Origin of the sequence: Floricoccus penangensis, assembly GCF_001832885.1 — a bacterium.
Taxonomy (GTDB): domain Bacteria; phylum Bacillota; class Bacilli; order Lactobacillales; family Streptococcaceae; genus Floricoccus; species Floricoccus penangensis.
In genome coordinates this window covers 18,494-36,392 of sequence record NZ_MKIQ01000030.1, presented here as the reverse complement: position 1 = coordinate 36,392, position 17,899 = coordinate 18,494, and the positions used below count along the sequence as shown (strand labels likewise).

At 35.5% G+C, this 17,899-nt stretch carries 18 protein-coding genes; 17 read left to right on the top strand and 1 reads right to left on the bottom strand.

What is annotated here, in order from left to right; genetic code table 11:
• Window positions 1–12 precede the first annotated feature (12 nt).
• The gene (bioB, locus tag BG262_RS09320) at window positions 13–996 is read right to left on the bottom strand and encodes a biotin synthase BioB (RefSeq protein WP_070788627.1); all 984 of its coding nucleotides are present in this window, start codon (window positions 994–996) and stop codon (window positions 13–15) included.
• 189 nt (window positions 997–1,185) lie between these two features.
• Between bioB and BG262_RS09315 the strand changes: the two genes are divergently transcribed.
• From BG262_RS09315 to purR, 17 genes are all read left to right on the top strand, one after another.
• Window positions 1,186–1,653 (top strand): DUF3013 family protein, encoded by a 468-nt coding sequence (locus BG262_RS09315; RefSeq protein WP_070788626.1) that lies wholly within the window; start codon window positions 1,186–1,188, stop codon window positions 1,651–1,653.
• Window positions 1,654–1,669: 16 nt separating this feature from the next.
• The gene (prmA, locus tag BG262_RS09310) at window positions 1,670–2,626 is read left to right on the top strand and encodes a 50S ribosomal protein L11 methyltransferase (RefSeq protein WP_070788625.1); all 957 of its coding nucleotides are present in this window, start codon (window positions 1,670–1,672) and stop codon (window positions 2,624–2,626) included.
• A gap of 3 nt (window positions 2,627–2,629) precedes the next feature.
• Entirely contained in the window at window positions 2,630–3,382 is a 753-nt protein-coding gene (locus BG262_RS09305; protein ID WP_070788624.1) for a 16S rRNA (uracil(1498)-N(3))-methyltransferase, read from the top strand.
• 257 nt (window positions 3,383–3,639) lie between these two features.
• Window positions 3,640–5,862 carry a RelA/SpoT family protein gene (locus tag BG262_RS09300; RefSeq protein WP_070788623.1) on the top strand — a complete coding sequence of 741 codons (2,223 nt, stop codon included), beginning with the start codon at window positions 3,640–3,642 and terminating at the stop codon, window positions 5,860–5,862.
• A complete protein-coding gene (gene dtd / locus BG262_RS09295; RefSeq protein WP_070788622.1) occupies window positions 5,863–6,315 on the top strand; it encodes a D-aminoacyl-tRNA deacylase in 453 nt (150 codons plus the stop codon).
• Between the two features lie 124 nt (window positions 6,316–6,439).
• The gene (locus tag BG262_RS09290) at window positions 6,440–7,222 is read left to right on the top strand and encodes a TMEM175 family protein (protein ID WP_070788621.1); all 783 of its coding nucleotides are present in this window, start codon (window positions 6,440–6,442) and stop codon (window positions 7,220–7,222) included.
• A 91-nt stretch (window positions 7,223–7,313) separates the two neighbouring features.
• On the top strand, window positions 7,314–7,742 hold the full coding sequence (gene tagD, locus BG262_RS09285) for a glycerol-3-phosphate cytidylyltransferase (protein ID WP_070788620.1): 429 nt from the start codon (window positions 7,314–7,316) through the stop codon (window positions 7,740–7,742).
• A 172-nt stretch (window positions 7,743–7,914) separates the two neighbouring features.
• Entirely contained in the window at window positions 7,915–9,093 is a 1,179-nt protein-coding gene (locus BG262_RS09280) for an ABC transporter substrate-binding protein (protein WP_070788619.1), read from the top strand.
• 27 nt (window positions 9,094–9,120) lie between these two features.
• Window positions 9,121–10,002 carry a branched-chain amino acid ABC transporter permease gene (locus BG262_RS09275; protein WP_070788618.1) on the top strand — a complete coding sequence of 294 codons (882 nt, stop codon included), beginning with the start codon at window positions 9,121–9,123 and terminating at the stop codon, window positions 10,000–10,002.
• Window position 10,003: 1 nt separating this feature from the next.
• Window positions 10,004–10,957, top strand: coding sequence for a branched-chain amino acid ABC transporter permease (locus tag BG262_RS09270; protein ID WP_070788617.1), 954 nt, complete (start codon window positions 10,004–10,006; stop codon window positions 10,955–10,957).
• Window positions 10,958–11,722, top strand: coding sequence for an ABC transporter ATP-binding protein (locus BG262_RS09265; RefSeq protein WP_070788616.1), 765 nt, complete (start codon window positions 10,958–10,960; stop codon window positions 11,720–11,722).
• A complete protein-coding gene (locus BG262_RS09260) occupies window positions 11,722–12,426 on the top strand; it encodes an ABC transporter ATP-binding protein (RefSeq protein WP_070788615.1) in 705 nt (234 codons plus the stop codon). Before BG262_RS09265 ends, BG262_RS09260 begins: the two co-directional genes overlap by 1 nt.
• A gap of 87 nt (window positions 12,427–12,513) precedes the next feature.
• Window positions 12,514–13,173: a CBS domain-containing protein gene (locus BG262_RS09255; RefSeq protein ID WP_070788614.1), complete on the top strand. Its 660-nt coding sequence runs from the start codon at window positions 12,514–12,516 to the stop codon at window positions 13,171–13,173.
• Window positions 13,174–13,566: 393 nt separating this feature from the next.
• Window positions 13,567–13,980, top strand: a complete 414-nt coding sequence (rpsL, locus tag BG262_RS09250; RefSeq protein ID WP_070788613.1) for a 30S ribosomal protein S12 — start codon at window positions 13,567–13,569, stop codon at window positions 13,978–13,980.
• Window positions 13,981–14,125: 145 nt separating this feature from the next.
• Window positions 14,126–14,596 carry a 30S ribosomal protein S7 gene (rpsG, locus tag BG262_RS09245; RefSeq protein ID WP_070788612.1) on the top strand — a complete coding sequence of 157 codons (471 nt, stop codon included), beginning with the start codon at window positions 14,126–14,128 and terminating at the stop codon, window positions 14,594–14,596.
• Window positions 14,597–14,825: 229 nt separating this feature from the next.
• Window positions 14,826–16,952: an elongation factor G gene (gene fusA / locus BG262_RS09240; RefSeq protein WP_070788611.1), complete on the top strand. Its 2,127-nt coding sequence runs from the start codon at window positions 14,826–14,828 to the stop codon at window positions 16,950–16,952.
• Window positions 16,953–17,059: 107 nt separating this feature from the next.
• On the top strand, window positions 17,060–17,875 hold the full coding sequence (purR, locus tag BG262_RS09235; protein WP_070788610.1) for a pur operon repressor: 816 nt from the start codon (window positions 17,060–17,062) through the stop codon (window positions 17,873–17,875).
• Window positions 17,876–17,899: the final 24 nt, after the last annotated feature.

Here is a 17,899-nt window from a genome sequence, read left to right as displayed (position 1 = left end):
TTCTGATCAATCTTATTTTACTGTTACTGCTTCATAAATTTTCAATCCATGTTTGTGAATTGCTTCAATATCTTTTTCAACGGGATCGCCTTTTTCTGTTAGGTAATTTCCTAGGAAGATTGAATCCACAAGGAGCATACCTAGATTTTGCATTTCTGCTAAATGATATTCACGTCCTGCACTGATACGAATCTCTGTACGTGGGAAGAGGTATCTAATCATTGTAACAACTTTTAAGCAACGAAGTGGCGTAAGCTCGTGTCTTCCCTCTAATTTAGTACCATCAATCGGTAGTAAGAAGTTCATAGGAACTGAATAAGGGTTCTTTTCTTTTAGGTCAAAAGCCATCTCTACTAGTTGTTCATCCGTTTCACCCATACCGCAAATAAATCCAGAACAGATATTTACATCATCTTCATTTAATCGATCAAGGGTATCAATTCGGTCTTGATAGCTGTGAGTAGTAGTAATGTTATCGTAATTATCCCTTGGAGTATTAAGGTTATGATTTACACGGTCAACGCCCACTGATTTAAGGTAGTCAATTTGTTCACTATCGAGAAGTCCCATTGATACACATAGCTCTAAGTTCAAGTCTTCCTTAATAGTTCTAAGTGCATCACCCATAACTTTTAGTTCACGCATAGTAGCACGAGTTCCACTCATTGCAATACAGAAAGTACTTGCATGATTCTTTTTAGCAATTAATGCTTTCTTAATAATTTCATCATTAGGAATTAATCCATAAGTTTCTACTTCAGCTTCGCTGTACTTAGACTGTGCACAGTATCCGCAGTCTTCCGCACAAAGTCCACTCTTAGCATTTAGCAAAGTATTGAGTCTAACTTCATTAGCTGAAATTCCATTTTTTAAAGCTACGGCACCAGCATATATAGCCCACCAATCATCAGTACTTTCTAAGACATAGAGCGCTTCATCAGGTGTAATCTCTCTAGTTCCGTCAATAATTTCTTGGGCAAGTTTTAAGTAGTCCATTGATTCTCCTCAGATATTTTTGAATTAGTAACCTATATAAAATTATATAGGTTAACTATGGATGTTGCAAGATGTTTTGAAAATTGTTAAACATCACTTTGAAGAATTTCTTTTCAAATAATATCCCTTATAACTTCTTCCAAATATGTTAAAATAAGGATAATCTAAAGAATAGAATAGGAAATAAAAATGGCAAAATTAGGATTTTTAAGTCAGTTAAATGACGAACTTAATAAAAATTTTTCATATGACTATGAAATTAACTGGGATAAAAAGAATCATGCAGTAGAGCTTGCCTTTCTTTTGGAAGCAGAGAACAAGGACGGTCTAGCTATCGTTGATGCTGATGACGTTGAGTCGGCTGAAAATATCTTGTACGAGGATGCTGTGCTTTTCTATAATCCACAAAAGTCTAGCGTTGATGCTGAAGAATATCTTGCAACGATCCCTTATAGTGAAAAAGGTCTATCTAAAGAATTTATTGCTGCCTTTGTTGACTTTTTACAGGAAACTGCAGATCAAGGCCTTGATGATTTAATGGACTTTTTAGCAGATCCTGAAGCAGAGGAGTTCTCAGCTAAATTTGACGCCGACGCTTTTGGCGAAAAGACTGCTGCTTTGGTTGAAACTGAATTCTTTAAGTACCCAAGATACTAGGAGGTTATGTATAATTATGGATAAATGGCAAGAAGTAACTGTTGAACTTGGTCGTGAGGCTGTTGAAGCTGCTAGTGAAATCATGCTTAATTCAGGAGCTCAAGGTTTGGCGATTGAAGATAGTGCTGACTATTTAGATCACGTGGATAACTTTGGTGAAATTATGCCAGAAATTGAACAATCTGATGTTGTTACGATAGCTGGTTACTACCCTGAAAATCTTGTAATTTCAGAAATTTTAGTGGAAGTAGAAGAAAAAATTAAGAATCTAGCAACTTTTGGAATCGAAGTAGGTGATGTTAAAGTAAGTTCTAACCAACTTTCAGAAGAAGATTGGGCAGATTCTTGGAAAAAGTACTATGAACCAACGAGAATTAGCCATGATTTAACTATTGTACCTTCATGGACTGATTATGAGCCAATCAATGAATCTGAAAAAATTATTAGACTTGACCCAGGTATGGCTTTTGGTACTGGGACGCACCCAACAACTAAAATGTCTTTATACGCTTTAGAGCAAATCCTTCGTGGAGGAGAAACATTGCTTGATGTTGGTACTGGTTCAGGTGTTCTATCAATTGCAGCATCATTACTTGGAGCAAAGGAAATTTATGCCTATGATTTAGATCAAGTGGCTGTAAATGTTGCTCAAGAAAATATTGATTTAAATGAAGGAATGACAAATATCCATGTTGCAGTGGGTGACCTACTAAATGGTGTAGAGAAAAAAGCTGATGTCGTCGTCGCAAATATCTTAGCTGATATTTTAGTCTTAATGACAGAAGATGCTTACCGTATTGTTAAAGATAATGGTTACCTAATCATGAGTGGAATCATTGAGAGCAAGTGGGAGATGGTTAGACAATCAGCTGAAAAAGCAGGATTTTTCCTTGAAACTCGTATGCAACAAGGTGAATGGAATGCTTGCATCTTCAAAAAAACTGACGATGTTATGGGAGTTATCGGAGGATAAATCATGCAACAATACTTTATTAAAAAGAATGCTCCAAAGATTGGTTTTATAATTCAAATTGAAGATAAAGATACCTTTAATCATATGTTTAGCGTCATGCGACTAAAAGAGGGAGATGAAGTTCAGTTAGTATTTAATGAAGAAAAACTTGCTTTGGCTAAAGTCGTTGAAAATCAAAATGTTCAGATTCTTGAATATCTTGAGCGAGATACTGAGCTTCCAGTTAGTGTGACTATCGCAGTTGGTTTCCTCAAAGGCGACAAGCTTGATTTCTTGGCTCAAAAAGTAACTGAGTTAGGAGCTGATAAACTTTGGGCATTCCCAGCAGACTGGTCAGTTACTAAACTTGACGGTAAGAAAATTGCCAAGCGTCAGGAAAGATTGAGTAAAATTTGCCTTGGGGCTGCTGAACAAAGTAAAAGACTAGTGATTCCAGAAGTTACGCTTTTTGAGAATAAAGCTAATTTTCTAGGAGAACTTAAGAATTTTGATCATGTTTTAGTGGCATATGAAGAATCAGCTAAGGAAGGTGAAAATTCAACATTTGTAGAGGCATTGCAAGGAGCTAAAAAAGGACAAAAAATATTAATTATCTTTGGTCCAGAAGGTGGAATCAGTCCTAGTGAAATTGATAGGTTAGTGGGTTTGAGGGCTAAGCTTATTGGTCTTGGTCCAAGAATAATGAGAGCTGAAACTGCTCCTCTTTATACACTTTCATCAATAAGCTTTTATCTAGAATTATTGAACAAAAATTAACAAAGTGGATAATTATTCACTAAAGCATTCATAAAGCACGCATTGTGCTTTTTTTTTCCTATAAATGGTGTTAGAATAATATTTAATAATTTGAAGACTATGCAAAAGAGATATTTAATAACTTTTTTCTTTATTCAAAGATTGGCAGACAAAATAAAGAGTGGCTGGATACAAGTTGGACAATAACAGAAGATTATTACAACTAGTTAAATGTCACATTTTATTTTAGGCAAGATAATTAAACCCTAGGAGAAAACATGGCTACTGAACCAAATTTGACGGGCGCACAGGTTGTACGAATCGCCTCTACTTACATGAATGAAAAGGATGTCCGTATGGTCAATAAGGCTCTTGACTACGCGACAAAGGCCCATGCTAAACAATATAGACAATCAGGAGAACCATATATTGTGCATCCAATTCAGGTTGCAGGTATTTTAGCTGGTTTAAAACTTGATGCTGTCACTGTTTCATGTGGCTTTTTACATGATGTAGTTGAAGATACTGACTATACTCTTGATGATATTGAGCGTGAATTTGGATCTGATGCTAGAAATATTGTTGATGGCGTTACAAAGCTTGGTAAGGTTGAATATAAGTCGCATGAGGAGCAATTAGCGGAAAATCACCGTAAGATGCTAATGGCTATGAGTCGTGATATGCGAGTAATTTTGGTCAAACTTGCTGATCGTCTTCATAATATGCGTACTCTTAAGCATCTACGTCCAGATAAACAAAAGCGTATTTCAACGGAAACAATGGAAATTTATGCACCACTTGCTCATCGTCTAGGAATCAGTAGTATTAAGTGGGAACTTGAAGATTTATCTTTCCGTTATTTAAATCAACCTGAATTTTATCGCATACGCAGTTTAATGAATGAAAAGCGTGCTGATAGAGAGGCTTTAGTTGAAGAGGTTGTTGGAAAACTCACTGAACAATTAGAAAATGTTGGTATTAAGGATGCGGATGTTTATGGGAGACCAAAGCATATTTATTCCATCTATAAAAAAATGCATGATAAGAAGAAGAGATTTGATCAAATATATGATTTAATAGCTATTCGTTGCGTATTAGATACAACTAGTGATGTCTACACCACACTTGGCTATATTCATGATTTATGGAAACCAATGCCTGGGCGTTTTAAAGATTACATTGCAAACCCAAAAGAAAATGGTTATCAATCTATTCATACTACTGTTTATGGACCTAATGGACCAATTGAGTTTCAAATTAGGACTAAAAAGATGCATGAAATTGCTGAGTATGGAGTTGCTGCACACTGGGCTTATAAAGAGGGGAGAAAATCTCCTAAGGCAGAAGAGCTTAATCAGAATTTGAATTGGATTCAAGAATTAGTTGAGCTTCAAGATGCAAGTAACAATGCTCAAGATTTTGTTAAGCAGGTTCAAGAGGATATATTTGCTGAAAAGATCTATGTCTTTACTCCTGATGGAGAAGTTCAGGAATTACCTGCTGGAAGTGTTCCGATTGACTTTGCCTATGCCATCCACACTCAAGTAGGGGATAAAGCAACTGGTGCTAAGGTTAATGGACGTATGGTTCCAATTACTCATGTTTTAAAAACAGGGGATGTTGTTGAAATCATAACAAGTAAATCTTCATTTGGACCAAGTAGAGACTGGCTTAAATTGGTTAAAACTAATAAGGCCAAGAATAAAATTAAGAATTTTTTCAAGAATCAAGACAAAGAATTATCTGTTAATAAGGGTCGTGAGATGCTTCAAGATTACTTGCAAGAACATGATTTTGTAGCTAATCAATACCTTGATAAGAAGCACCTTGACGATGTCTGCGATAAATTAAACTTCAAGAATGCTGATGCACTTTTTGCCTCAATAGGTTTTGGTGAGACAGGGGTTATAAGTGTCTTCAATAAGTTAACTGAAGAAGAACGTCGCGAGCGTGAGCGTGAAAAACAACGCCAAGAAGCTGAAGAGCTTATGCAAGGTGGCGAGGTTAAAAAGACTAATGCTGATGTAATGAAGGTTCACCATGATGGTGGAGTGAATGTTGCTGATATTGATAGTCTCCTAGTTCGTATGAGTAAATGTTGTAACCCAGTACCTGGTGATGATATTATTGGATACATTACTAAAGGTCGCGGAGTGTCAATCCATAGAAGTGATTGCCAAAATGTTAAGGCGCAGCCTGATTATGAAAGTCGTTTGATTGATGTTGAATGGGAAGGTTCTAGTATTTCTAACAGCAAAGAATATGTTGCAAACGTTGACGTATATGGTTTCAACCGTCCAGGTCTTCTAAATGATATTCTACAAGTTCTAAGTAATACAACTAAGAACTTGGTTTCTGTATCAGCTGTACCAAGTAAGGATATGAAGACTGCAAATATCCACGTTTCACTTGGTATCAAAAATCTTAATGAGTTAACTTATGTTGTTGATAAAATCAAGATGGTACCAGATGTTTATTCGGTTAAAAGGACAAATGGATAAATGAGAATAGTAATACAGAGAGTCTCACAAGCCGGTGTATCCATTGATTCGAAAGTTGTGGGACAGATTAAAGAAGGTTTACTTTTACTTGTCGGTGTGGAAGACACAGATAGCGAAGTTGACATAGCCTATGCTGCGCGAAAGATTGCTAATATGCGAATCTTCTCGGACGAAAATGGCAAGATGAATCTATCAGTTAAAGACGTTCAGGGAAGTATTTTATCAATTTCCCAGTTTACCCTCTATGCTGATACGAAAAAAGGTAATCGTCCAAGTTTTACTAAGGCAGGGAATCCAGATTATGCTAGTAAATGCTATCAATCTTTTAATGAGAAACTAAAAGAAGAGGGTATTGAAGATATTCAGACAGGTATATTTGGGGCAGATATGCAGGTCAGTATTGTAAACGATGGGCCTGTGACTATCGTACTTGATACTGCTGAAGCAAGATAAGTAGTTAATCCTTAAGGAAGCGAAAAATGTTTAACCTATAATTTGACAGGTTAGGCATTTTTATTTAAAATAAATTCGTTAGATTGTTGTTTTTTAAACTAAATAAAATGTATAGAGGCAGAAAATGGTTAGAGATAAAAATAATTCTTTAGAAAAAAGAAGAATGAAAAATAAGTCAGAAAAAGAAGCTGAAATTATAAAGACTCGTCAAGAAATGCAAGAAGAATTTTTGCAAAATCATCCAGAATTTAAAGATATGGATGAAAAAGAAGTCCCCAATGAGATGAGGAAGCTGGGTGAAGCGCGTGCTCATAAAAGAAACAAAAGATTACGTGAACACTTGGAATTGTTTAATGATGCAATAATTGCCATAATAACGACAGTTATGTTGCTTGAGATACCCATTCCCACTGGTAATAGCGGTTATAGTGAATTTTTAGAAAGTATTGGGATATTTTTAGTATCATTTTTCCTAATGGCCGACTTCTGGATTACCCATCATAAAATGTACGATGATGTAGATGAAATAACCGATAGTATAGTAGTATTTGACTTTATATTTATGGCAATATTATCAATTATTCCCTTATTGACCAAATGGATAATGGTTGAGCCCACGAGCTTTGCAGTATTGAATTATGGAGTCGCCTTTATCTTAATTAGGCTAAGTCAAGGATTCTTGAACTATGCTATATCTAAAGAAAGATTTAAAGGTATGAAAGTTACTGGTGAACTTTCTAAAAAAATTTCACTAGGCCGTTTGCTTATCTCGCTTATTTGGGCGGTTATTTTAACGATTTTTGGATACATAAATCCAAATATCGGTCGTTGGCTATTTATCACACTTCCAATACTAAGTTTTATATTTATGGCTATTGATAATAGGAAAAGAGAAGAGTATTTATAACACTAAAATATGTAATAGTTGTATATAACACAATTGCTATGACTTGATTTCTATGTTATATTAAATAAAAAAAGATATAAAAGGAAGATTTATGAGTAATAAAGAAAAAATTGTTTTGGTGGCTGGAACTTTTGATATTCTTCATGAAAGTCATATCAACATGTTGCGTAATGCTCGCAATCTTGGAGATAAGCTAATTGTCATGTTATCAACAGATGAGTTTAATGCTGGAAAAGGAAAAAAAGCTTATCAATCATATGATACAAGAAAATATATACTTGAATCATTAAGATATGTTGATTTAGTAGTTCCTGAGCAAAGTTGGGATGATAAGGCACTTTATATAGATATGTTTGACGTGGACATATTTGCTATGGGCGATGACTGGAGAGGAAAATTTGACTTTTTAAAAGAAAATTTTCCAAATTTGAAGATAATGTATTTCCCTCGTGGAGCAACCTCATCATCACAAATTAAGAAAGAACTTGGACTTATATACTCAGAAAAGGAAGATAAATAGTTAATAATTTTTATATAAATATATTTAGAAAGCTACATCTAGCTTTCTTTTTTATTTGTAACAGAAGTATCTGTTTAAAGAATTTTATTATTGACAATTTTCAGACAATTTAATATAATACGATATTATATTTGGAAATAAATAGTATGAATAATTTGGAGAGGTTTAAAATATGAAAAAAGTAGTTAAATCTGCTTTAGCTGTTCTAGCAACGTTATCACTCGCTGGCTGTGCTCAAGCACCAATTGGAGCGCCAGAAGGTGCAGCGAATAATGTTGGTGATACATTTAAAATCGGTTACAATTTAGAACTTACAGGAGCTGTAGCAGCCTATGGATCACAGGAAAAAATGGGAGCTGACCTAGCAGTTAAAGAAATTAATGAATCTGGTGGCATCAATGGTAAAAAAATAGAAGTTGTCTCTAAAGACAACAAATCTGATAATGCTGAAGCTGCCAGTGTAGCAAGTAGTTTGGTATCAAATGATAAAGTAGTAGCAGCAGTAGGACCGGCAACATCAGGAGCTGCAAAAGCAACAATTCCTAATATGACTCAAGCAGGTGTTCCTTTAATTACACCTTCAGGATCAGATGATAGTTTAACATTAATGAAAAACGGTCGTCTTAATGAATTCGCCTTTAGGACGATATTCCAAGATAGTGATCAAGGAAGAATTATTTCAACCTATGTTACTAACAATTTAAAGGCACAAAAAGTTTTAATCTATTATGATAATTCTAGTGACTATGCCAAAGGTATCTATTCTTCATTTAAGAAGAATTTTAAAGGAGATATTGTAGATACAGTAACGTTCCAATCAGGAGATAAAGACTTTCAAGCTACGCTATCAAAAGTTAAAAAACTTAATTATGATGCAATTGTAATGCCTGGTTACTATAATGAAACAGGGTTGATCACAAAACAAGCGCGTGAACTTGGAATCACTGCTCCTATAATTGGAGGCGACGGATTCGCTTCAGACACCTATGTACAGCTTTCAGGTAAAAAGGCAGCAACGGATGTTCATTATGTAGCTGCTTTCTCTCCGAAAGCGCCAGCAAGTAGTAAAACTGAACCTTTTATAAAGAACTTTAAGAAAGCAAATAATCAAGAGCCATCTGCTTTTGCCGCACTTGCTTATGATGCGGTTTACATGATAAAAGAGGCTGCTGAAAAAGGTAAAGTTGAAGACTCAGCTCAGTTAGCTAAAGAATTAGCTCAAATAAAAGATTTTAATGGAGTTACTGGTGTTATGACTATAGATAAGAATCATAATCCAATTAAGTCCGCTGTTATTGTAACTTTAGATAATGGAGTAGAATCTAAAGCAGAAGTAGTAAACCCCGAATAAAAATGAAAAAAGTTTAAAGGAGAATCAATGCAAATAATAGTAAACGGTTTGATTCTTGGTAGTGTCTATGCTCTAATTGCCTTAGGTTATACAATGGTATATGGGATTATCAAGCTTATCAACTTTGCTCACGGTGATGTATACATGATGGGAGCCTTTATAGGTTACTTTCTGATAAATAATTTACATATGAATTTTTATATTGCTCTTATTCTATCGATGATTTTGACAGGATGTTTAGGTGTAATAATTGAATTTCTAGCTTATAGACCACTTAGAAATTCTACTAGAATTGCAGCTTTAATTACTGCAATAGGTGTGTCATTCTTGCTTGAAAATGTGATGATTTACTTTTTTGGATCTTCAGCAAGACAGTTTCCACAAGCAATTGAGGTCAAAAAATACACTTTTGGATCAATAAACATTACAAATATCCAATTAATGATTTTGATAACTTCGCTTGTCTTAATGATTTTACTTCAATTGATTGTACAAAAGACAAAAATGGGTAAAGCAATGCGTGCAGTTTCAGTAGATACAGAGGCTGCTCAACTTATGGGAATCAACGTTGACCACACTATCAGTTTTACATTTGCTCTAGGATCAGCACTTGCCGGAGCAGCAGGAGTTATGATTGGTCTTTACTATGGCTCAATAGATCCACTGATGGGAATGACACCAGGACTTAAAGCCTTTGTAGCTGCTGTTCTGGGTGGTATCGGAATTATTCCAGGTGCAGCATTAGGTGGTATAGTAATTGGTTTATTAGAAACATTTACCCAATCACTTCCTGGAAAGCTTTCATGGCTTGCAGGATATAAGGATGCAGTTGTTTATGCAATTTTAATTATCATCTTACTTGTTAAACCATCAGGAATTCTTGGTAAAGATGTTAAGGAGAAGGTGTAATATGAAAAAGAATTTTAAAATTAACCTTACCTGGTTGGCGCTTATAGTAGCTGGTTATTTATTATTATCTCTGTTAATCGGTGGTGGTGTGATAAATCCATTCGGTGTTCAAACTATTTCATATATTGGTATTCAAATCATTCTTGCAGTTGCGCTAAATTTTATCATGGGTATTAGTGGACAATTCTCATTTGGTACTGCGGGATTTATGGCGGTAGGAGCATATGCTGCTGCTATTGTTGGTATGTATAGTCGTTATTATGTACATTTTTATTTGGCGATGTTTGCTGGAGCGGTTGTAGCTGGCTTACTTGCCTTAATCGTTGGTATTCCAACATTGAGGCTGAAAGGAGATTATCTTGCAATAGCAACATTGGGAGTGTCGGAGATCATTCGTATTTTAATTATGAATGGAGGAGAACTTACAAATGGAGCAGCAGGTCTATCAGGTATTCCAAGATTCACCAACTGGCAAACAGTATATATTTTCGTCGTATTAGCTGTCGTTTTCACTATGAACTTTATTAATTCAACAGCAGGACGTGAGACTCTCTCAATACGTGAAGATGAAATTGCAGCGGAGTCAATGGGTGTCAATACAACTAAAGTTAAGGTTATCGCATTTGTGTATGGAGCAGTATTATCTAGTATTGCCGGATCACTCTATGCTGGTTTAATTGGTACAGTTACACCGAAAGACTTCACTTGGCTCCAGTCAGTAAATATCATTATTATAGTCGTATTTGGAGGTCTAGGCTCAATTACAGGTACAATAATTGCGGCTATTGCCTTAGGTTTCCTAAATGTATTCTTACAAGATTTCGGAAGCTTACGTATGATAATATATTCACTCGCTTTGATTATGGTCATGATTTTCCGTCCAGGAGGATTGCTTGGTACAAAAGAATTCAAATTATCAACTCTATTTAATAAAAAAACAAAGGAGGGCAGATAAATGGCACTTCTTGAAGTAAAAAATTTAACAAAAAACTTTGGTGGACTTACGGCAGTTAGTGATGTAAGTATGGAGCTAGAGAAATCTGAGTTAGTAGGTCTAATTGGACCTAATGGAGCTGGTAAGACTACTCTATTTAACTTATTAACAGGTGTTTATGAACCTACTGAAGGTACTATTGTCCTTGATGGGGAAAAACTAAATGGTCTTCCTCCTTATAAATTCGCACAATCTGGTTTAGGGAGAACTTTCCAGAATATTAGATTATTCAAAGACCTATCAGTAATGGACAACGTTTTGATTGCAATGGGTGCTAAAAAGAGAAATCATTTTCTTGCAACATTTCTTCGTTTACCAGCCTTCTATAATCAGGATGAAGAGCTTAGAAAAAATGCCGTTGAATTATTAAAAATATTCGATTTAGAGGATAAAACTGAAACTCTAGCTAAAAATTTACCTTATGGTCAACAAAGAAAGCTTGAAATTGTTAGAGCGCTTGCTACAAAGCCAAAAATTTTATTTCTTGATGAACCAGCAGCAGGTATGAATCCACAAGAAACAGCAGAACTTACTATTTTGATCAAAGAAATCCAAGAAAAGTTTGATATTACTGTACTCTTGATTGAACATGATATGGGACTAGTGATGAGTGTTTGTGAGCGTATCTATGTACTTGAATATGGTCGTATGATTGCTCACGGTACTCCAGAAGAAATTAGGAATAATAAACGTGTTATTGAAGCATATCTTGGAGGTGAAGCATAATGTTAAAAGTTGAAAATTTGTCTGTTTATTATGGTGTCATCCAAGCTGTAAAAGATGTAAATTTCGAAGTTAATGAGGGAGAAGTTGTATCACTTATTGGTGCTAATGGTGCTGGTAAAACAACAATTCTTCATACAATTTCAGGTCTAGTTCGTCCTAAAGAAGGAATTATTACTTTTGAAGGGCAAGAAATACAAAAGACTGCACCACAAAAAATAGTTTCCTCAGGACTTTGTCAAGTTCCAGAAGGACGTCATGTTTTTTCAGGAATGACGGTATTGGAAAATCTTGAAATGGGTGCTTTTCTCAAGAAAGACCGTGAAGAAAATCAAAGAAACCTTAAAAAAGTTTTTGACCGTTTCCCTAGGTTGGAGGAGCGTAAAAATCAAGATGCCGCTACTTTATCCGGTGGTGAACAACAAATGCTTGCCATGGGTAGAGCTCTGATGGGTACACCTAAATTATTATTACTTGATGAACCATCAATGGGGCTCGCACCAATATTTATTCAAGAAATTTTTGATATAATTCAAGATATACAGAAACAAGGAACTACTGTACTTTTAATTGAACAAAATGCTAATATGGCACTCTCAATTGCGAACAGAGGTTATGTCCTTGAAACAGGACAAATTGTTCTTGCAGGAACTGGGCAAGAACTGCTTGCTAGTGATGAAGTACGAAAAGCATATCTAGGTGGCTAAACAAAAGTTTATCAATTAGTCAAAATAAGAATTTAGTAATTTGGTAGTGAATTTGAATTATAAAAACAAAAATAATAAGGAGAAAAGATGGCAGTTAAGGATTTTATGACAACAGAAGTAGTTAGTGTTACTCCTGATACGAAAGTGGCGAAAGCTACGGATTTGATGCGTGAAAAAAGAATTCATCGTTTGCCAGTACTTGATGGAGGTAAGCTCGTCGGTTTGGTAACGGAAGGTACGATTGCTGAAGCTAGTCCTAGTAAGGCAACTAGCTTATCAGTTTATGAAATGAATTACTTGTTGAATAAGACAACAGTTAAGGCAATCATGATAAAAAATGTTATCACAGTTTCACAATTCGCTTCTCTTGAGGATGCAGTATATTTGATGCGTGAAAACAATGTTAGCGTGCTACCGGTTGTTGATGATGGGAAAGTTGAAGGAATAATTACGGATAAGGATGTATTTGATGCATTCTTAAAGATTGCGGGATATGGAGAACCAGGAATTCGTTTACGTTTAGTCATGAAAAATGAAATTGGAGTTCTTGAGAGAATTTCTGATTTAGTAACTGAAAATGAATTCAATGTTTCTAGTATTATTCAGTTAAACAATAAAGAGGATAAGACAACTATTCTTGAAATCTTGATTGAAGGTAAATTATCAGAGAAAGAAATAAAAGATAAGTTTACAGAAGCAGGTTTCACTGTTGAAGACGTTGAGCAAACAGAAGCTACAGCTAAATAAAATCGCGTGAGCGATTTTTTTGTCAATATATACTTGATGAATAATTATCTAAATATCTAAAAGTACACGAGTGAAATGAAAAATATTTTCTAAAGAAATATATCAATTGTTAATCGTAACATAGAAAAAAATTGAGTATATTTATTGGAATGTATGCAAAATCCTTTAATTACTTATTTTCTAAGTAAATTTTATTGACACTAGTGACTTTAAGTGATATTATTACTAACGGTACTTTTTACATTTGGTCTCTCGAAAGTGTACAGAGACGTGCTGACAAGTTGCAAGGTACACACAACCGTTGTCTGCGTGACCGCGTTGGTAATCAAGTCACCCTTGGTTATCTAAAGACTACAAAACACAAATTATAAAAATAAGGAGTAAGTTAATTAAATGCCTACTATTAACCAATTGGTTCGCAAACCGCGTAAATCAAAAGTAGAAAAATCAGACTCACCAGCATTGAACATCGGATACAATAGCCGTAAAAAAGTTCAAACTAAGCTTTCATCACCACAAAAACGTGGAGTAGCAACTCGTGTTGGTACTATGACACCTAAGAAACCAAACTCTGCACTTCGTAAATACGCTCGTGTACGTTTATCAAACCTTATTGAAGTAACTGCCTACATTCCAGGTATCGGACACAACCTACAAGAACACAGTGTTGTACTTATCCGTGGTGGACGTGTAAAAGACCTTCCAGGGGTACGTTACCATATCGTTCGTGGAGCACTTGATACTGCAGGTGTTACAGATCGTAGACAAAGCCGTTCTAAATACGGAACTAAAAAACCTAAAGCTTAATTTATCAATTTTTATTGAGTTTTGTTCCAGAATTTACTGGTCACAAAAAACAGTGAGACTTACTTAAATTATGAATAAGATACATTAACCGTAAGTAGATTACAGGTTTAAAAGATTAATAAAAATAAGAAGGAGATAACTCGAAATGAGTCGTAAAGGACAAGCTCCAAAACGTGAAGTTTTGCCAGATCCGTTATATAATTCTAAAGTCGTTACACGTCTTATCAACCGCCTTATGTTAGATGGTAAACGTGGTACTGCAGCTAGCATCGTTTATGGTGCGTTTGATCAAATTAAAGAAACAACAGGAAATGAACCATTAGAAGTTTTTGAAGCTGCTATGGAAAACATTATGCCTATTCTTGAAGTTCGCGCTCGTCGTGTTGGTGGATCAAACTACCAAGTACCAGTTGAAGTACGTCCAGAACGTCGTACTACACTTGGACTTCGTTGGTTAGTAACAATTGCTCGTAAACGTGGTGAACACACTATGCAAGACCGTCTTGCAAAAGAAATCATGGATGCAGCTAACAACACTGGTGGATCTGTTAAAAAACGTGAAGATACTCACAAAATGGCAGAAGCTAACCGTGCATTCGCACACTTCCGCTGGTAAGATTTTTCGAATATTATATTCGAAAGCCTTTATTGGCAAAAAACTTTGTAGTCAATTCTTTTAAAAAATTGATATTAAGACAAAGTTATTACCGTCTAGTTAACTAGACAAAAAATATTTATAGATAAACATACAAGACATGACTGGGTGGGCTACTGCCCTTCCAGTTTTGTTTTGGTATTAAAATGTGTTAGAATAAATTTATTAAATAATTAAGGAGAACAACCTAATGGCACGCGAATTTTCGTTAGAAAACACTCGTAATATCGGTATCATGGCTCACGTCGATGCTGGTAAAACAACAACAACTGAACGTGTACTTTACTATACTGGTAAAATTCACAAAATCGGTGAAACTCACGAAGGTGCATCACAAATGGACTGGATGGAGCAAGAACAAGAACGTGGTATCACAATCACTTCAGCTGCAACAACTGCAGAATGGAAAGGTAACCGCGTAAACATCATCGATACACCAGGACACGTAGACTTCACAATTGAAGTACAACGTTCACTTCGCGTACTTGATGGAGCTGTAACAGTACTTGATGCACAATCAGGTGTAGAACCTCAAACAGAAACTGTTTGGCGTCAAGCAACTGAATATAAAGTACCTCGTATCGTATTTGCTAACAAAATGGATAAAATCGGTGCTGACTTCTACTACTCTCTATCAACTTTACATGATCGTTTGAATGCCAATGCTCATCCAATCCAAATTCCAATTGGAGCTGAAGATGATTTCATCGGTATTATTGACCTTGTAACTATGACATCTGAAATCTATACTAACGACCTTGGTACTGATATTAAAGAAACTGTTGTAGGTTCTGATGAATTTAAAGAAGAATTAAAATCATTAAACTTTGATCCTGAAGAATATGAAGCTCTTGCTAATGAATGGCGTGAAAAATTAGTTGAAGCTGTTGCTGAAACTGATGAAGAGCTTATGATGAAATACCTAGAAGGTGAAGAAATTACTGAAGCTGAGCTTAAAGATGGTATCCGTAATGCTACAATCAAAGTAGAATTCTACCCAATGCTTGCTGGTTCTGCCTTCAAGAACAAAGGTGTTCAAATGATGCTTGATGCAGTTATTGATTACCTACCTTCACCACTAGATATTCCTGCAATCAAAGGTATCAACCCAGATACTGACGAAGAAGAAACTCGTCCAGCTTCTGATGAAGAACCATTTGCAGCACTTGCATTCAAGATCATGACTGACCCATTCGTTGGACGTCTTACTTTCTTCCGTGTATACTCAGGTATCCTTGAATCAGGTTCATATACTTTAAACACTTCTAAAGGTAAACGTGAACGTATCGGACGTATCCTACAAATGCATGCTAACACTCGTAAAGAAATCGATGTTGTTTACTCAGGTGATATCGCAGCTGCCGTAGGTCTTAAAGATACTACAACTGGTGATACATTAGCTGATGAAAAACATAAAGTAATTCTTGAGTCAATTGAAATCCCAGAACCAGTTATCCAACTTTCTGTTGAACCAAAATCTAAAGCAGACCAAGATAAGATGGGTGTTGCCCTTCAAAAACTTGCTGAAGAAGATCCAACTTTCCGCGTTGAAACAAACGTTGAAACTGGTGAAACAGTTATCTCTGGTATGGGTGAACTTCACCTTGACGTTCTTGTTGACCGTATGAGACGTGAATTTAAAGTTGAAGCTAACGTTGGTGCTCCTCAAGTATCATACCGTGAAACTTTCCGTGCTCCTACTCAAGCAGAAGGTAAATTCGTACGTCAATCAGGTGGTAAAGGACAATACGGACACGTATGGATTGAATTCACTCCAAACGAAGAAGGTAAAGGATTTGAGTTTGAAAACGCTATTGTCGGTGGTGTAGTTCCTCGTGAATACATCCCAGCAGTTGAAAAAGGACTTGAAGAATCTATGCAAAACGGTGTTCTTGCTGGATACCCAATCGTAGACGTTAAAGCTAAACTTTATGATGGTTCATACCATGATGTCGATTCAAATGAAACAGCATTCCGTGTTGCAGCTTCATATGCACTTAAAGCAGCAGCTAAGAAAGCTAACCCAACAATTCTTGAACCAATGATGAAAGTTACAATCACAGTTCCTGAAGATAACTTGGGAGATATCATGGGACACGTTACTGCTCGTCGTGGCCGTGTTGATGGTATGGAAGCACATGGTAACAGCCAAATCGTTAATGCATTTGTTCCACTTGCTGAAATGTTTGGATATGCAACAACTCTACGTTCTGCAACTCAAGGACGTGGTACATTTATGATGGTATTTGACCACTATGAAGATGTTCCAAAATCTGTACAAGAAGAAATCATTAAGAAAAATGGTGGGAACGCTTAATATATTTAATCGTTCTGAATAACATAATAAAAACACGAATATTCCATTGAATATTCGTGTTTTTTCGTGTAAAATAGAGATAATATAAATTCAGGAAGGATATATTTATGAAAAGAAGCGAACGATTGGTAGATTTTACAAACTATCTTTTAAATAATCCCAATCAATTAACATCATTAACTTTTTTTAGTAATCGCTATAATGCTGCGAAATCTTCAATCTCAGAAGATTTATTAATTATTAAAAAGATTTTTGAGGAAAGTGAAGTTGGAATTATCACAACTTATGCAGGAGTAAGCGGTGGGGTTGTTTTTACACCAGGTATCAGTAATGACTTTAGTCTAGTGCTTGCAAAAGAACTACTTGATGAATTATTAAAGGATAACCGCATCTTACCTGGGGGCTATATTTACCTTTCTGATCTCTTAGGTGATCCAAGAGTTCTTAAAAATATTGGGAAAATTATTGCTCATGAGTTTAGAGATTCAAACATTGATGCAATAATGACAATTGCGACTAAGGGTGTGCCCATTGCTCAATCCGTTGCAGAAATTTTAGGAGTACCTTTTGTTATTGCAAGGCGTGACCCTAAAATCACTGAAGGAGCAACAGTCAGTGTCAATTATATGTCAGGATCAAGTGCTCGAGTAGAAAAAATGACTCTTTCTAAGCGTAGTCTCAAATCAGGAAGCAATGTTCTTCTTGTAGATGACTTCATGAAAGGCGGAGGAACTTTTGACGGAATGCGTAGTCTGGTATCTGAGTTTGACTGTCAACTTGCAGGTATTGCAGTTCTTGCTGAAGGGGTCTTTAATGGAGATCGCCAAGTTGAGGATTATAAATCAATTTTAAAAGTAGAAAAATTAGATATTCAATCAGGCGAAATTCAAGTAAGTCTTGGGAATATTTATAACAATAAATAGAAGATAACTGACATTATTAACAAA

What these genes read in the sequence shown, in the direction of transcription:
- bioB (WP_070788627.1), bottom strand. Translation starts at nt 996, where the DNA reads ATGGACTACTTAAAACTTGCCCAAGAAATTATTGACGGAACTAGAGAG.
- BG262_RS09315 (WP_070788626.1), top strand. Translation starts at nt 1,186, where the DNA reads ATGGCAAAATTAGGATTTTTAAGTCAGTTAAATGACGAACTTAATAAA.
- prmA (WP_070788625.1), top strand. Translation starts at nt 1,670, where the DNA reads ATGGATAAATGGCAAGAAGTAACTGTTGAACTTGGTCGTGAGGCTGTT.
- BG262_RS09305 (WP_070788624.1), top strand. Translation starts at nt 2,630, where the DNA reads ATGCAACAATACTTTATTAAAAAGAATGCTCCAAAGATTGGTTTTATA.
- BG262_RS09300 (WP_070788623.1), top strand. Translation starts at nt 3,640, where the DNA reads ATGGCTACTGAACCAAATTTGACGGGCGCACAGGTTGTACGAATCGCC.
- dtd (WP_070788622.1), top strand. Translation starts at nt 5,863, where the DNA reads ATGAGAATAGTAATACAGAGAGTCTCACAAGCCGGTGTATCCATTGAT.
- BG262_RS09290 (WP_070788621.1), top strand. Translation starts at nt 6,440, where the DNA reads ATGGTTAGAGATAAAAATAATTCTTTAGAAAAAAGAAGAATGAAAAAT.
- tagD (WP_070788620.1), top strand. Translation starts at nt 7,314, where the DNA reads ATGAGTAATAAAGAAAAAATTGTTTTGGTGGCTGGAACTTTTGATATT.
- BG262_RS09280 (WP_070788619.1), top strand. Translation starts at nt 7,915, where the DNA reads ATGAAAAAAGTAGTTAAATCTGCTTTAGCTGTTCTAGCAACGTTATCA.
- BG262_RS09275 (WP_070788618.1), top strand. Translation starts at nt 9,121, where the DNA reads ATGCAAATAATAGTAAACGGTTTGATTCTTGGTAGTGTCTATGCTCTA.
- BG262_RS09270 (WP_070788617.1), top strand. Translation starts at nt 10,004, where the DNA reads ATGAAAAAGAATTTTAAAATTAACCTTACCTGGTTGGCGCTTATAGTA.
- BG262_RS09265 (WP_070788616.1), top strand. Translation starts at nt 10,958, where the DNA reads ATGGCACTTCTTGAAGTAAAAAATTTAACAAAAAACTTTGGTGGACTT.
- BG262_RS09260 (WP_070788615.1), top strand. Translation starts at nt 11,722, where the DNA reads ATGTTAAAAGTTGAAAATTTGTCTGTTTATTATGGTGTCATCCAAGCT.
- BG262_RS09255 (WP_070788614.1), top strand. Translation starts at nt 12,514, where the DNA reads ATGGCAGTTAAGGATTTTATGACAACAGAAGTAGTTAGTGTTACTCCT.
- rpsL (WP_070788613.1), top strand. Translation starts at nt 13,567, where the DNA reads ATGCCTACTATTAACCAATTGGTTCGCAAACCGCGTAAATCAAAAGTA.
- rpsG (WP_070788612.1), top strand. Translation starts at nt 14,126, where the DNA reads ATGAGTCGTAAAGGACAAGCTCCAAAACGTGAAGTTTTGCCAGATCCG.
- fusA (WP_070788611.1), top strand. Translation starts at nt 14,826, where the DNA reads ATGGCACGCGAATTTTCGTTAGAAAACACTCGTAATATCGGTATCATG.
- purR (WP_070788610.1), top strand. Translation starts at nt 17,060, where the DNA reads ATGAAAAGAAGCGAACGATTGGTAGATTTTACAAACTATCTTTTAAAT.